At 71.1% G+C, this 14,002-nt stretch carries 12 protein-coding genes; 2 read left to right on the top strand and 10 right to left on the bottom strand.

Annotated elements, in window-relative coordinates; genetic code table 11:
- Positions 1–440 precede the first annotated feature (440 nt).
- Entirely contained in the window at positions 441–1,769 is a 1,329-nt protein-coding gene (locus GTW43_RS12090) for a class I SAM-dependent RNA methyltransferase (RefSeq protein WP_161301654.1), read from the bottom strand.
- Positions 1,770–1,877: 108 nt separating this feature from the next.
- Positions 1,878–3,926, bottom strand: coding sequence for an APC family permease (locus tag GTW43_RS12095; RefSeq protein ID WP_161301655.1), 2,049 nt, complete (start codon positions 3,924–3,926; stop codon positions 1,878–1,880).
- Between the two features lie 290 nt (positions 3,927–4,216).
- Between GTW43_RS12095 and GTW43_RS12100 the strand changes: the two genes are divergently transcribed.
- Together GTW43_RS12100 and GTW43_RS12105 are read left to right on the top strand one after the other, a co-directional pair.
- The gene (locus GTW43_RS12100) at positions 4,217–4,888 is read left to right on the top strand and encodes a TrkA family potassium uptake protein (RefSeq protein ID WP_161301656.1); all 672 of its coding nucleotides are present in this window, start codon (positions 4,217–4,219) and stop codon (positions 4,886–4,888) included.
- Complete coding sequence (locus tag GTW43_RS12105) at positions 4,888–5,559, top strand: TrkA family potassium uptake protein (protein ID WP_161301657.1); 672 nt, start codon at positions 4,888–4,890, stop codon at positions 5,557–5,559. Before GTW43_RS12100 ends, GTW43_RS12105 begins: the two co-directional genes overlap by 1 nt.
- 76 nt (positions 5,560–5,635) lie before the next feature.
- Here the strand turns inward: GTW43_RS12105 and GTW43_RS12110 are convergent, their stop codons facing one another.
- From GTW43_RS12110 to dut, 8 genes are all read right to left on the bottom strand, one after another.
- Entirely contained in the window at positions 5,636–6,433 is a 798-nt protein-coding gene (locus tag GTW43_RS12110; RefSeq protein ID WP_161301658.1) for a DUF3159 domain-containing protein, read from the bottom strand.
- Between the two features lie 3 nt (positions 6,434–6,436).
- A complete protein-coding gene (locus GTW43_RS12115) occupies positions 6,437–6,847 on the bottom strand; it encodes an OB-fold nucleic acid binding domain-containing protein (RefSeq protein ID WP_161301659.1) in 411 nt (136 codons plus the stop codon).
- A gap of 67 nt (positions 6,848–6,914) precedes the next feature.
- Positions 6,915–7,598, bottom strand: a complete 684-nt coding sequence (locus GTW43_RS12120) for a response regulator (protein ID WP_161301660.1) — start codon at positions 7,596–7,598, stop codon at positions 6,915–6,917.
- On the bottom strand, positions 7,595–10,162 hold the full coding sequence (locus GTW43_RS12125; protein ID WP_161301661.1) for a sensor histidine kinase KdpD: 2,568 nt from the start codon (positions 10,160–10,162) through the stop codon (positions 7,595–7,597). The genes GTW43_RS12120 and GTW43_RS12125 overlap by 4 nt, the downstream gene beginning before the upstream one ends.
- A gap of 144 nt (positions 10,163–10,306) precedes the next feature.
- Positions 10,307–11,032, bottom strand: coding sequence for an ABC transporter ATP-binding protein (locus tag GTW43_RS12130; protein ID WP_161301662.1), 726 nt, complete (start codon positions 11,030–11,032; stop codon positions 10,307–10,309).
- A gap of 144 nt (positions 11,033–11,176) precedes the next feature.
- Positions 11,177–12,385, bottom strand: a complete 1,209-nt coding sequence (locus tag GTW43_RS12135) for an alginate lyase family protein (RefSeq protein ID WP_161301663.1) — start codon at positions 12,383–12,385, stop codon at positions 11,177–11,179.
- A 259-nt stretch (positions 12,386–12,644) separates the two neighbouring features.
- Positions 12,645–13,409, bottom strand: coding sequence for a DUF3710 domain-containing protein (locus GTW43_RS12140; protein ID WP_161301664.1), 765 nt, complete (start codon positions 13,407–13,409; stop codon positions 12,645–12,647).
- A gap of 1 nt (position 13,410) precedes the next feature.
- Positions 13,411–13,956, bottom strand: a complete 546-nt coding sequence (dut, locus tag GTW43_RS12145) for a dUTP diphosphatase (protein WP_343245978.1) — start codon at positions 13,954–13,956, stop codon at positions 13,411–13,413.
- Between the last annotated feature and the right edge of the window lie 46 nt (positions 13,957–14,002).

Consider the following 14,002-nt stretch of genomic DNA (forward strand, 5'->3'; position numbering starts at 1 on the left):
TCTCCGCGACCTCGTCGTCGCTCGGGTCCGTGAACCGGACCCGCCCTTCGGCCGACAGCCGCTCGACCAACTCCCGTGCCTTCGCTCTCCGCGCTTGAGCGACGGGACGCTCGCTGTAAGGCGACGGTGAAGCGCTCGGCACGGCGGCATCGCCACCTTCCTCGAACGGCGCAGGTACCCGGTCAGACGTGGCAAACACCGTACGCGCCGACAAGCGCGCACACCCGACGATCCGAGGCGCGCTACCCCTCGGGCAGGACCGTGGCCGCCCACGCAGGTTCCTCAGCCCACACTGCAGCCCAGGTCACAGCATCCCGAAATACACCTGACGCACCATCAGAACGAGCGTCAAATGAGCGTCAAGACACCTCGGTGAGCGTCATTTGAGCGTCAACATTTCGCCCGTAGCGCCCATAGCGCCCACTAGCTAAAGCCGCAGTTCAGCGGCCTTTTTCGGCAGGCTCGAGCACCGCCACGCACTCCACATGATGCGTCATCGGAAACAGATCGAACGCCCGCAGCGACCGCACCCGGTACCCGTGCTCCCCGAAGTACGCGAGGTCGCGTGCCAGGGCCGCCGGGTCGCAGGCCACGTAGGCGATGCGGCGGGCGCCCAGCGTCGCGAGGTGGGCGACCGTCTTCCTGCCCGCGCCCGCGCGCGGCGGGTCGAGGACGATCAGGTCGACGTCCGTGATGCCGGTGCGGGGCAGGACCGCCTCGACCTTGCCCTGTTCGATGCGGACGCGGTCGAAGGAGGCCAGGTTGTGGCGGGCGTCCTCGACGGCGCGCTTTCCGGACTCGATGCCGAGCACGGCGCCCTTGTCACCGACCCGGTCCGCGATCGCGCCCGCGAAGAGGCCGACGCCGCAGTACAGGTCGAGGGCCATGTCGCCCTTGCGCGGGAGCAGGCCCTGCATGACGGCCTTCATGAGGGTGTCCGCGGCCTTGGGGTGGACCTGCCAGAAGCCGCCGCTGCCGACCCGGTAGGTGCGGTCGTCGGCGCGCTCGCGCACGAAGGGGCGGCCGTGGACGCGGTGCACGCCGCCGTCCTTCTCCTCGACGCGCATGACGGAGACGGGCTTGTCGAGTTCGACGATGGGCAGGCGGGCGCCGGGCTTCGGGGTGAGGATCACCTGGCGGTCCTGCGAGCCGCTCGCCGCGATCGCCTCGACCGAGTCCATGCCGGACCAGTCCCGCTTCTCGATGCCGAGCTCGGAGACGCCCTCCGCGGCGATCATGCAGTGCTCGACGGGCTCCACCTCGTGCGAGCGGTGCCGGCGCAGGCCCGCGTTCCCGTCCGCGTCGACCGCGTACTGGACGCGGGTGCGCCACTGCGGCACCTCGCCCGCCGGGAGCTTGTCGCCCTCGGCCGGCACGACCGTGCCGTCCCAGCCGGCCTCCTCGGGGGTGAGTCCCGCGAGGCGCTGGAGCTGCTCGGCGACGACCTCGCCCTTGAGGCGGCGCTGGGCGCCGGGCTTGGCGTGCTGCCAGTCGCAGCCGCCGCAGCGGCCGGGCCCGGCGTACGGGCAGGGGGCCTCGACACGGTCCTTGGACGCGTCCAGGACCTGCACGGCGTCGGCGCGCAGGAACCGCGCGCCCTCCTCGCCCTCGGTGACCCGGGCGACGACCCGCTCGCCGGGCAGCGTGTGCCGCACGAAGAGGACCTGGCCCTCCTCGGTGCGGGCGATGCAGTGGCCGCCGTGCGCGACGGGACCGACCTCGACCTCGTACTCCGTCCCCACCAGTGAGGTCTTCGGTTCTGCCTGCATGGCGGGGCTCCAGTACGTCAACGGGGTGGCCACGCGAGAGCGGCCGGAACAACAGCCCACCAGTCTACGTGGCTGTCGTCCGGCCGCTCACCACACCACTGTGCGCGGCTACTGCTTGCCGCTCGGCTCCTTGGGCCGCTTCTCCACCGGCCCGCGGCGCACGGCACCCGGCGCGTTCCACTCCTGGCGCCGGCGGGCCCGCTTCTTGGCGGCCTCGGAGGACTCCAGCTGGTAGGGCACCGAGGTGACCATGATGCCGGGGGTGAACAGCAGGCGGCCCTTGAGGCGCAGGGCGCTCTGGTTGTGCAGCAGGTGCTCGTACCAGTGGCCGACCACGTACTCCGGGATGATCACGCTGACCGCGTCGCGCGGGGACTCCTTGCGGAGGTTCTTGACGTACTCGATGACGGGCCGGGTGATCTCACGGTAGGGCGAGTCGAGAACCTTCAGCGGGACGTCGATGCCGCGGCGCTCCCACTCCCGGTGCAGGGCCTTCGTCTCCTCCGGGTCGACGTTGACGCTGAGGGCCTCCAGCGTGTCGGAGCGCATCAGCTTCGCGTAGGCGAGGGCGCGCAGCGTCGGGCGGTGGATCTTGGAGACGAGCACGATGGAGTGCACGCGGGACGGGCGGACGCTGTCGTCGGACGGGGCGTCCGGCGCGGCGATCTCGGCGGCGACCCGGTCGTAGTGCTTGCGGATCGCGGTCATCGTCGCGAAGAAGATGCACATGCCGAGCAGGGCGACCCAGGCACCGTGGGTGAACTTGGTGATGAGGACGACGACCAGGACGAGGCCGGTCAGGAAGCCGCCGAAGGCGTTGATCGCCCGGGAGCGGATCATGTGGCGGCGCTTGTCGGCGTCCTTCTCGGTGCGCAGGTGGCGGTTCCAGTGCCGGACCATGCCGGTCTGGCTGAGCGTGAAGGAGACGAACACGCCGACGATGTAGAGCTGGATCAGCCGGGTCGAGTCGGCGCCGTAGATGACGACGAGCATCGCGGCCGCGCCGGCGAGCAGCACGATGCCGTTCGAGAAGGCGAGCCGGTCGCCGCGGGTGTGGAGCTGGCGGGGCAGGTAGCGGTCCTGGGCGAGGATCGAGCCGAGGACCGGGAAGCCGTTGTACGCGGTGTTCGCCGCGAGGAACAGCACCAGGGCGGTGGCCGCGGCGAGGACGATGAACAGGAAGCTGCCGTTGCCGAAGACGGCCTCGGCGACCTGGGTGATGACCGGGTCCTGCACGTATCCGGAGCCGACCGGGACGCCGTTCCTCAGCAGGTCGTGGCCGGGGCTCTCCGCCATCCGCACCTTGGTGACCAGGGCGAGGCTGATGATGCCGACGAGCATGGTGATGGCGAGCACGCCCATCATCGACAGCGTCGTCGCCGCGTTCTTGGACTTGGGCTTGCGGAAGGCCGGGACGCCGTTGGAGACGGCCTCGACGCCGGTGAGCGCGGCGCAGCCCGAGGAGAAGGCGCGCAGCAGCAGGAAGACGAGGGCGAAGCCCGCGAGGCCCTGGTGCTCGGCCTTGATGTGGAAGTCGGCGGTGGGCGCGCGCATGGTGTCGCCGAGCGCGAGGGCCCGGAAGGCGCCCCACGCGATCATGATGAAGACGCCCACGACGAAGACGTACGTCGGGATCGCGAAGAGCGAGCCGGACTCCTTGACGCCCCGCAGGTTCATCAGGGTGAGGAGCAGGATCACCGCGACGGCGCACAGCACCTTGTGCTCGACGACGAACGGGATCGCCGAGCCCAGGTTCTCGATGCCGGAGGTGATGGAGACGGCGACGGTGAGGACGTAGTCCACGAGGAGCGCGCTGGCGACCGTCAGGCCGGCCTTGGGCCCGAGGTTGGTGGTGGCGACCTCGTAGTCGCCGCCGCCGCTCGGGTAGGCGTGCACGTTCTGCCGGTACGACGCGACGACGGTGAACATCACCACCACGACCGCCAGGGCGATCCACGGGCTGAAGTGGTAGGCCGACACGCCCGCGACGGACAGGACCAGCAGAACCTCTCCGGGCGCGTAGGCGACGGAGGACAGGGCGTCGGAGGCGAAAACGGGGAGGGCGATGCGCTTCGGCAGGAGCGTTTCTCCAAGCCGGTCACTGCGCAGTGCGCGCCCGATCAAGATCCGTTTGGGCACGTCGGTCAGTTTGGACACGGAGAGGATCGTAAAGGTTCGAACGAGCGGCCGCCCACCCACCACCCCCTTACTCCGCCGGATGCCCGGAATGCGGACAGAACGCACCGCGCAGTGCGGCGATCATCCGGCGGCCGACGCGGAGGACGTGTTCGTGCGCGAAGCCGATACGGTGGTGCCGAGCGCGAGCCGCGAAGTGCCCGCATCGTGCCCGAGAGCCTGCCGCACCGGTCGGCCCGAGCCGCGAGAGAGAGACATGAGCAGGACGTTTACCCAGGTCAGTAGGCCTATGAGGAGTGCGGGGTAGGGCCGTGCATATCGTGATCATGGGCTGTGGCCGCGTGGGGTCCCAACTTGCCCAGACCCTGGAACAGCAGGGCCACACGGTCGCCGTGGTCGACCAGGACCCGACGGCCTTCCGCCGCCTGGGCTCCGGGTTCGGCGGCCGTCGCGTCACCGGTGTCGGTTTCGACCAGGACACCCTGCGCGAGGCCGGTATCGAGGAGGCGGGTGCCTTCGCCGCCGTCTCCAGCGGTGACAACTCCAACATCATCGCGGCCCGCGTGGCCCGCGAGATGTTCGGCGTGGAGAACGTGGCGGCGCGGATCTACGACCCCCGCCGCGCCGAGGTCTACCAGCGCCTGGGCATCCCGACGGTCGCCACGGTCCGCTGGACCGCCGACCAGATGCTGCGACGGCTGCTGCCGTCCGGGGCGGAGCCGCTGTGGCGCGACCCCACGGGCGGCGTCCAGCTCGCCGAGGTGCACGCGGCGGACTCGTGGGTCGGTCAGAAGATCAGCCGTCTCCAGGAGGAGACCGGGGTCCGGGTGGCGTTCCTCACCCGGCTCGGCGAGGCGATCCTGCCGACGTCGCAGACGGTGCTGCAGGAGGGCGATCTCGTGCACGTGATGATGCGCACGGACGACGTGGACAAGGTCGAGGCGGCGTTCGCCGAGGGCCCCGACGAGGAGGGCGGTCACTGATGAGGGTCGCCATTGCCGGTGCCGGCGCGGTGGGCCGCTCGATCGCGGGCGAGCTGCTCGAGAACGGGCACGAGGTCCTGCTGATCGACAAGGCGCCGACCGCGATCTCGGTCGAGCGCGTCCCGCAGGCGGAGTGGCTGCTGGCCGACGCGTGCGAGATCACCTCTCTGGACGAGGCGGCGCTGCAGCGCTGCAACGTGGTCATCGCGGCCACCGGGGACGACAAGGTCAACCTGGTCGTCTCGCTGCTCGCGAAGACCGAGTACGGGGTCCCGCGCGTCGTCGCCCGGGTGAACAACCCGAAGAACGAGTGGCTGTTCAACGAGTCCTGGGGCGTGGACGTCGCGGTGTCGACGCCGCGTCTGATGTCGGCCCTGGTCGAGGAGGCGGTGAGCGTCGGCGACCTGGTGCGCCTGCTCCGCTTCAGCCACGGTGACGCGAACCTGGTCGAGCTGACCCTGCCGCCCGAGTCGGCGCTGGCCGGCACGCGCGTGGGCGACGTCCAGTGGCCGCAGGACACGTCGCTGGTGACGATCATCCGCGGCACCCGGGTCCTGGCGCCGAGCCAGGAGGATTCCCTGGAGGCGGGTGACGAGCTGCTGTTCGTCGCGGCGCAGGCCCGGGAGGAGCAGCTGGAGGATCTGCTGTCGGTGCGGCGCGAGGACGCGTAGCCACCACACACCTAGGGGTGAGCCCCGGCGAGGAGATACTCGCCGGGGCTCACCCCTAGGGCGTGTGTCGGGCCGCTCAGGCCTCGCGGCGGTGGCGTGCGCCGCCCTTGTGCTCGGTGCGGGGCTCCGTGCCGCCGTCGGCCGCCGCCTCCGCCTTGCGGGCGGCCTCGGCCTCCTCGGCCGCCTCCATCTCCGCGAACACGTCGATGGGCGGGGGCGCCTTGGCGAGGAAGACCCAGGTGAGCCACACGGCCAGCAGGAACGGCGGGATCTTCAGCGCGACGAGCACCCAGCCGAACTGCGTCGGGTCCGCCCACCAGTAGAGCGGGAAGAGGATCGCGCACTTGGCGAGCAGGATCAGACCCCAGGCCCAACTGGCCTTCGCGTAGGCCTTCTTGCGGCCGGGGTTACGCGTGCGCCACGACAGGTTCTCCTTGAACACCGGGCCGAGGATCAGCCCGATGAGCGGCACTCCGGACAGTGTCGTGATCATGTAGGCGAGCGAGAGACCCAGCGTGTAGAGCATGCCGGGGAGGTAGAAGTCCTTCGCGTTGCCCGTCATCTTCGCGAAGACGACGCCGAACACGACGCCGAAGACACCGCTGAAGGCGTGCTTGACCGTGTCCCGCATGGCCAGCCGCACGACCACCAGCACGAGGGACACCGCGAGCGCCGCGATGACCGACATGTTCAGGTTCTTGTTGATCGTGAAGATGGTCACGAAGAGGAGGCCCGGGACGACGGTCTCCACCATGCCCCGCACGCCGCCGAAGGCCTCGAACAGCGCGGCCTCGGTCACCGCCTTGGAATCGGCGGCTTCGGCGTCGGCATCGACACCGAGTTCGCGATCGGTCGGCTTGTCGAGCGACGTCACCGGCTACTCCCGTCCGAGCGGTCTGAGTTCGTACTTCGGGTTGAAGAGCACCCTACGGCCATGGCTCATCGAGATGCGCCCCGATGCGATCAGCTTGCGGCCCGGCTCGATCCCGACGATCGAGCGCCGGCCCAGCCACACCACGTCGAGCGCGGCGGATCCGTCGAACAACTCCGCCTCGAGCGCGGGGACTCCGGCGCGTGGCCGCAGCGTCACCGTGCGCAACGTACCAGTTACGGTCACCATCTGTCGGTCCTGGCAGGTGTCGATCCGGGTGCAACCCGTGGTCTGCGAATCCTCGCGCAGCTCCTCCGACTCCAGGTCCTCCTGGGACGTGGAGAGTCGGTCGAGCATGCGACGGAACCGGCCGGCCGGCTTCTCGGACGCCCTGTCGGAACGGGGAACGGCACTCATACAGGAAGCGTACCCGGGCCTGCTGACACGCACGTAAGCACTGCTGCGGCACCCCGTCCGGCCTCGACTACTTCTCGAAGCGGTACCCCATCCCCGGCTCGGTGACGAAGTGCCGGGGGTGCGAGGGGTCCGTCTCCAGCTTGCGGCGCAGCTGCGCCATGTAGACCCGCAGATAGTTGGTCTCGGTGCCGTAGGAGGGGCCCCAGACCTCCTGGAGGAGCTGCTTCTGGCTGACCAGGCGTCCCGTGTTGCGCACCAGCACCTCAAGGAGGTGCCACTCGGTGGGGGTGAGACGGACGTCGCGGCCGTCGCGGTGGACCTTCTTGGCCGCCATGTCCACGGTGAAGTCCGCCGTCTCGACGATGCCCTCGTCCTCGCCGCCGCCGGTGGGCTCGGCCCGCCGCACGGCCGCCCGGAGGCGGGCCAGGAGCTCGTCCATGCCGAAGGGCTTGGTCACGTAGTCGTCGGCGCCCGCGTCGAGCGCCTCGACCTTCTCGTCGGAGGAGTGGCGCGCGGACAGCACCAGGATCGGCACGCGCGTCCAGCCGCGCAGTCCCCTGATGACCTCGACGCCGTCCATGTCGGGCAGGCCCAGGTCGAGGACGACCACGTCGGGGTGGCGGGCGGCGGCGAGCTGGAGCGCCTGGGCGCCGTCGCCGGCCGCGTCCACCTCGTACTTGCGCGCCTTCAGGTTGATGACGAGGGCGCGGACGATCTGCGGCTCGTCGTCGACCACGAGCACCCGGGTCATGCGTGCCTGCCTCTCTGCGTCGTTTCCGGGGCGGCGGCCGCCGCCCGGGGGGTGCGGGGCGCCGCCCGCAGGGTGAGGACCATGGTCAGGCCGCCGCCCGGAGTGTCCTCCGCGGTCAGTGTGCCGCCCATGGCCTCGGCGAATCCGCGTGCCACGGCGAGCCCGAGGCCCACCCCGGCGCCGCGCGGGGCGTCCCCGTACCGCTGGAACGGGGCGAAGATGCGGTCCTTGGCGTCGTCGGGGACGCCCGGCCCGCGGTCGACGACCCGCAGCTCGACGCGGGCGCCCAGGGCGCTGGCGGAGACGAGGACGGGGGCGCCGGACGGGCTGTACTTGACGGCGTTCTCGACGATGTTGGCGACGGCGCGCTCCAGGAGGCCCTTGTCGACGGTGACCATGGGCAGCGTCTCGGGCACGTCCAGTTGCACGCTCAGGTCGGGCTCCGGTACGCCGACGAGGGCCAGCGGAACCACCTCGTCGAGGTCGATCTCCCGGATCAGCGGGTTGACGGTGCCGGTCTGGAGGCGCGACATGTCGAGCAGGTTGCCGACGAGGTGGTCGAGGCGGTCCGCGCCCTCCTCGATGCCGGCGAGCAGCTCGGCCTGGTCCTCGGGCGACCAGTCGACGTCCTCGGAGCGCAGCGAGGACACGGAGGCCTTGATGCCGGACAGCGGGGTGCGCAGGTCGTGGCTGACGGCGGCGAGCAGGGCGGTGCGGATGCGGTTGCCCTCGGCGAGCGTGCGGGCCTGGTCGGCCTCGGACTGCAGGCGCTGGCGGTCGAGGACGACGGCGGCCTGTGCGGCGAAGGCGGCGAGCACGCGCCGGTCCTCTGCGGGCAGCACCCGGCCGGACAGGGCCAGGACCATGTCGTAGCCGCCGCCGACGGGCATGTCGACGTCGGCGTCCTCGGGGCGGCCCGGCGGGTGCGGCCCGACGCTGCCCGCGACGCTCCACGGCTCGGCGTCGGCGGGCCGCTCCATGAGGGCCACGGACTCCATCGCGAAGGTCTCGCGGACGCGCTCCAGGAGTTCCTCGAGGCTGGTCTCGCCGCGCAGGACGCTGCCCGCGAGGAAGGAGAGGATCTCGGACTCGGCGCGCAGTCTGGCGGCCTGGTGGGTGCGGCGGGCGGCGAGGTCGACAACGGAGGCGACGGACACGGCGACGCCCACGAAGATCGCGATGGCGACGATGTTCTTGGGGTCGGCGACGGTGAACAGGTGTTTGGGCGGGGTGAAGAAGTAGTTCAGGAGGAGGGAGCCGAAGGCCGCGGAGGCGAGCGACGGGAGGAGCCCGCCCACCAGCGCCGCGGCCACCGTCAGCGACAGGAACAGCAGCATGTCGTTGGCGAGGCCCAGGTCGGTGGCGACGTGCGTGAGCGCGAGCGAGAGCAGCGCGGGCCCGCCGATGCCGACGAGCCAGCCCCACACGATCCGGGAGCGGCCGAGGCGGGCGCCGCGCGCGACAGGCAGCCCGCGCCCCTTGGCGACCTCCTCGTGCGTGACGATGTGGACGTCGAGGTCGGGTCCCGACTCGCGCGCGACGGTGGCGCCGACGCCGGGGCCGAACATGTACTGCCAGGTCTTGCGGCGCGAGGAACCGAGCACGATCTGGGTCGCGTTGACGCCGCGCGCGAACTCCAGGAGCGCGGAGGGGATGTCGTCGCCGACGACGTGGTGGAAGGTGCCGCCGAGGTCCTCGACGAGCGTGCGCTGGACGGCCAGCTCCTTGGGCGAGGCCGCGGTCAGGCCGTCGCTGCGCGCGATGTAGACGGCGAGGACCTCGCCGCCCGCGCCCTTCTCGGCGAGCCGGGCCGCGCGCCGGATGAGGGTACGGCCCTCGGGTCCGCCGGTGAGGCCGACGACGATGCGCTCGCGGGCCTGCCAGGTGGAGCGGATGTCGTGCTCGCCCCGGTACTCCTGGAGGTACTCGTCGGCGCGGTCGGCGACCCAGAGCAGGGCGAGCTCGCGCAGCGCGGTGAGGTTGCCGGGGCGGAAGTAGTTGGACAGGGCCGCGTCGACCTTGTCCGGCTGGTAGATGTTGCCGTGGGCCATGCGGCGGCGCAGTGCCTGGGGCGACATGTCGACGAGTTCGATCTGGTCGGCGCGGCGGACGAACTCGTCGGGGACGGTCTCCTGCTGGCGTACCCCGGTGATGGCCTCGACGACGTCGCCGAGTGACTCCAGGTGCTGGATGTTGACGGTGGAGACGACGTCGATCCCGGCGGCGAGGAGGTCCTCGACGTCCTGCCAGCGCTTGGCGTGGCGGGAGCCCGGCACGTTGGTGTGGGCGAGCTCGTCGACGAGGGCCACGGCGGGGGCGCGGCGCAGCACGGCGTCCACGTCCATCTCGGGGAAGACGCCGCCGCGGTACTCGATCTCCTGGCGCGGGATCTGCTCGAGGCCGTGCAGCATCACCTCGGTGCGCGGCCGGTCGTGGTGCTCGACGAAGCCGATGACGCAGTCGGTGCCGCGCTCGACGCGGCGGTGGGCCTCGGACAGCATCGCGTAGGTCTTGCCGACCCCCGGTGCCGAACCGAGGTAGATACGGAGCTTGCCGCGTCCCATGGCCTCATCGTCTTCCTGTCACTGCCGCGCGCAGTGTCGCCGTGTCGACCCTACGGCCAGGAATTCTCGCAAATCGGACATGATGCTGGTGGGCGGGCGGCTTTGACACAACCCTGATGCGGGCCGCGCGGCGCGTCGGGCGCGTCAGTGCTCGACGATCTCGCCGTCGCTGAGCTCCAGGACGCGGTCGGCGAGGTCGAGCAGCGTCGCGTCGTGCGTGGCGACGAGCGCGGTGACGCGCTCGCTGCGGACGACGGCCCGCAGCAGTTCCATGACGGCGAGGCCGGTCCCCGCGTCGAGCTGTCCGGTGGGCTCGTCGGCGATGAGCAGGGCCGGGGTGTTGGCGAGGGCGCGGGCGATGGCGACGCGCTGGCGCTGGCCGCCGGAGAGCTCGCCGGGCCGCTGTCCGGCGTGCCCGTCGAGGCCGACGAGGGAGAGCAGCAGTTCGACGCGCTCCTCGCGCTCGCGCGGGTCGGCGCCGCGCATCCGCATCGGGATGCCGACGTTCTCGGCGGCGGTGAGGATCGGGATGAGCCCGAAGGACTGGAAGATGAAGCCGATGCGGTCGCGGCGCAGCTCCAGCAGGCCGTTCTCGCCGAGCTCCGAGAGGTCGCGCCCGTCGACCGTGATGCGTCCACGGTCCGGCTCGTCGAGGCCGCCGACGAGGTTGAGCAGGGTCGTCTTGCCGGAGCCCGAGCGGCCCTTGAGGGCGACGAGCTCGCCGCGCGGGATCTCGAAGGAGACGCCGCGCAGGGCGTGCACGGCGGCGGCGCCGGAGCCGTAGGAGCGGTGCAGGTCCTCGACGACGATCATGGGGCCCTGCGCGCCCTGGTCCAGGACGGCGGTGCTCGTCTCGGCGCTCTCGCTCATCGGTGCCGCTCCCCCGTACGTACGTTCCCGGCCGGGCGCCAGTATGGCTGGTGGGCGCCCGGCCGGGCAATGGTCGAGACCAGCGGGCGGTCCCGGCCGGCGGGGCACGACCGCGAGGTCGGGCCACGGGGTCGGGCCGCGGGGTCAGCCCGTGTTCTCGGCGTGGGTGAGGGTCTCCCACGCGACGAACAGGTTGTTGGAGCCCGCGGGCCGCTGCTGCTCGGTGAGCTTCTGGGTGTTCGTCATGGCCGTGCCGAGGCGGGTGTGCAGGGCGTTGTAGCCGACCTCGGTGACGGGTCCGAGACCGCGGGTGACGCTTCCGCCGCACAGCCAGCTCGGCGGCGCCTCGCCCAGCTGGTACTTGGACTGGAAGCCGAGCGCCTGCCGCAGCCGCTCGCCGACGTCCGTGCCGTACAGGTCCTGGCCCTGGATCCGGCTGGTCTCGGCGATGTGCGAGATCGAGGAGATGCCGTACCCGGTGTGGGTGAAGTCCCGGCAGGTCTCCTGGGTCAGGCCGGTCACGAACGTCGACTGACCCTGCCAGTACTTGACGATCTTGTCCTTGGTGTCGAGGTGCTGGCTCGGCACGGTCTTGGGCAGCGCGCCGTCCGACTCCAGGTAGACGTAGGCGGCCGTGCGCGTGCGGAAGGTCACCATCGCCTTGTCGTACGAGGCCTTGTCCTCGAGGAAGACGGAGATGCCGACGGCGGCCTCCGTCATCGTCAGCTCCCAGTTGCCGTTGGAGTTCGAGCCGTTGATGACCTTCGGCAGGTAGACGTCCCGCAGCATGGTCCTGAACCGGTTCTCGTTCGCCCAGCCGCCGTCGTACGTGTACTTGATGATCTCGGCGGCCTTGGGCCAGGAGGAGCCCGCCCAGCCGGTCTGCAGCGGTGCGTTGCTGTTGGTGTGGTCCTTGATCGTGCCGGACCAGGCGTCCATGAGCGCGATGGACTTCTTCGCATAGCGCTCGTCACGGGTGAAGTACCAGGCGAGCGCGTCGGTGTACGCCGCGATGGCGTCCTCGCGCTCGTCGGTGCAGCCGTAGTTGGGGTTGGAGTACGAGCCGCACTCGACGGTCGCGCGGGGCTTGGGCGTGCGGTTCAGGTCGGCGTACTTGCTCGCCATCATCTGGTCGAAGGCGCTCTTCCAGGGCTGGGCGCCGGCGTCGACCTTGTTCTTGGCGAAGTCCAGCTGCCCCTGGGAGACGGTCACTCCGGGGTGGGCGAAGGCGGCGGGTGCGGCGTCGGCGCGCTCCGCGCCGGGCCAGGCGACGACTCCGGCGACCAGGGCGGCGACGGAGGTGGCGAGGGTGGCAAGCAGGGCGGTTCGCGATCTTCTGTGACGAGCCTGCATGGTGGGGGCCATCCGTTCTCGTATGTGAACGTGGGGCGCCGATATGAACGCGGCGTTGGCCGGTGACCTTAGGTACGGACCAGGCTTCCGTCAAGTGGTGAAGAAAGAAGGGCAGTTGGGAGGCGGGCAGTTGGGAGGCAGGTGCGGCCGGGCAGGGCCCGCCGGATTCGCGCGCGACACCGGATTCGCGCACGACAAAGGCCGGGGGCCGCGCATCCCGTGGGATGCGCGGCCCCCGGCCACGTGCGAAGCGGTCGCGTCAGCGGACCTCGGTGATCTCCGGACCGCGGGCCAGCTGACCCATGCCGCCGGAGAAGCGCGAGCCCTCCTGCGCGTCCTGGGGTGCACCCTCGGCCACCATCTGCGCGTCGTCGGGCAGCTTCAGGACGATCGGGTCGCGCGGGGCCATCGGGCCGTCACCGCGCACCACGACGGTGTCCCGGAAGATCTGCTCGAGGAGCCCGGCCGCCTGCGGCTGGACCGCACCCTGACCGGAGATGACACCGCGCAGGAACCAGCGCGGGCCGTCCACACCGATGAACCGCACCACCTGGAAGCCGCCCGTGCCGTCGGGCAGCTGGACGGGCACCTGGGCCCGCAGCTCCCAGCCGAGCGGGCCCTCGACCTCGTCGATCACTCCACCCTGCTGGGTGATGCCGCTGGCGATCTCCTCGCGGACCTCGCCCCAGATGCCCTCCTTCTTGGGGGCGGCGAAGCCCTGCAGCTGGACCGCGCTGTCCTGGAGGACGACGGTCGCGGCGACGATCGCGTCGCCCGCGACCTCCACGCGCAGCTCCATGCCCTCCACGCCGGGGACGAAGAGACCGCCGAGGTCGACCCGGCCCTCGCCGGGCTCACGGACCTCCGAGGAGTCCCAGGGGCCGTCGGGACGCGGCTCGGGCTCGAGCCGCACACGATCCTGCTCCCCGTCGACCTCGGTGTCGACGCCGTCGACCTGCTCGGTCTCGCCCGCCGCGTCCACTGCGTCCTCAGCGGAGCCGTTCTTCTTGCGACGTCCGAACACGTCACTGTCCTTCCCGGTCGGATACGACCGAAGCGTATCGATTCCCACCCTTTGAACCGCCTGTGCCCTCATGGGCGCCGGTGGTGCCGCCCACGGAGGCGTGTCCACCGGTGGACCCGAAGCCCCCCTCGGCCCGCACGGAGTCGGGAAGCTGCGCCACCTCGCGGAAGCGCACCCGCTCGACCTGCTGGACGACCAGTTGGGCAATCCGGTCGAAGCGCTCGAACCGCACGCTCTCGCGCGGGTCGAGATTCACCACGATCACCTTGATCTCTCCACGGTACCCGGCATCCACCGTCCCTGGGGCATTCACCAGGGCGACACCGCAGCGTGCGGCGAGACCGGACCGTGGGTGCACGAAGGCCGCGTACCCCTCGGGCAGGGCGACGGAAACACCCGTCGGCAGAACCGCGCGCTCGCCGGGCGCCAACTCGCACGCCTGCGTGGTGCGCAGGTCCGCGCCCGCGTCACCGGGGTGCGCGTACGCGGGCAGCGGCACGTCGGGGTCGACGCGCGTCAGGAGCACGTCGAGGGGCTGGTGCGTCACGGGTTCACCTCGAAGGCACGGGTGCGCCGGATCTGGTCCGGATCGA

The organism is Streptomyces sp. SID5785, from assembly GCF_009870065.1.
Classification (GTDB): Bacteria; Actinomycetota; Actinomycetes; order Streptomycetales; family Streptomycetaceae; genus Streptomyces.

Coding starts and splice junctions, on each gene's coding strand:
- GTW43_RS12115 (WP_161301659.1), bottom strand. CDS start 6,847: ATGAGTGCCGTTCCCCGTTCCGACAGGGCGTCCGAGAAGCCGGCCGGC.
- GTW43_RS12130 (WP_161301662.1), bottom strand. CDS start 11,032: ATGAGCGAGAGCGCCGAGACGAGCACCGCCGTCCTGGACCAGGGCGCG.
- GTW43_RS12105 (WP_161301657.1), top strand. CDS start 4,888: ATGAGGGTCGCCATTGCCGGTGCCGGCGCGGTGGGCCGCTCGATCGCG.
- GTW43_RS12135 (WP_161301663.1), bottom strand. CDS start 12,385: ATGCAGGCTCGTCACAGAAGATCGCGAACCGCCCTGCTTGCCACCCTC.
- GTW43_RS12125 (WP_161301661.1), bottom strand. CDS start 10,162: ATGGGACGCGGCAAGCTCCGTATCTACCTCGGTTCGGCACCGGGGGTC.
- GTW43_RS12120 (WP_161301660.1), bottom strand. CDS start 7,598: ATGACCCGGGTGCTCGTGGTCGACGACGAGCCGCAGATCGTCCGCGCC.
- GTW43_RS12090 (WP_161301654.1), bottom strand. CDS start 1,769: ATGCAGGCAGAACCGAAGACCTCACTGGTGGGGACGGAGTACGAGGTC.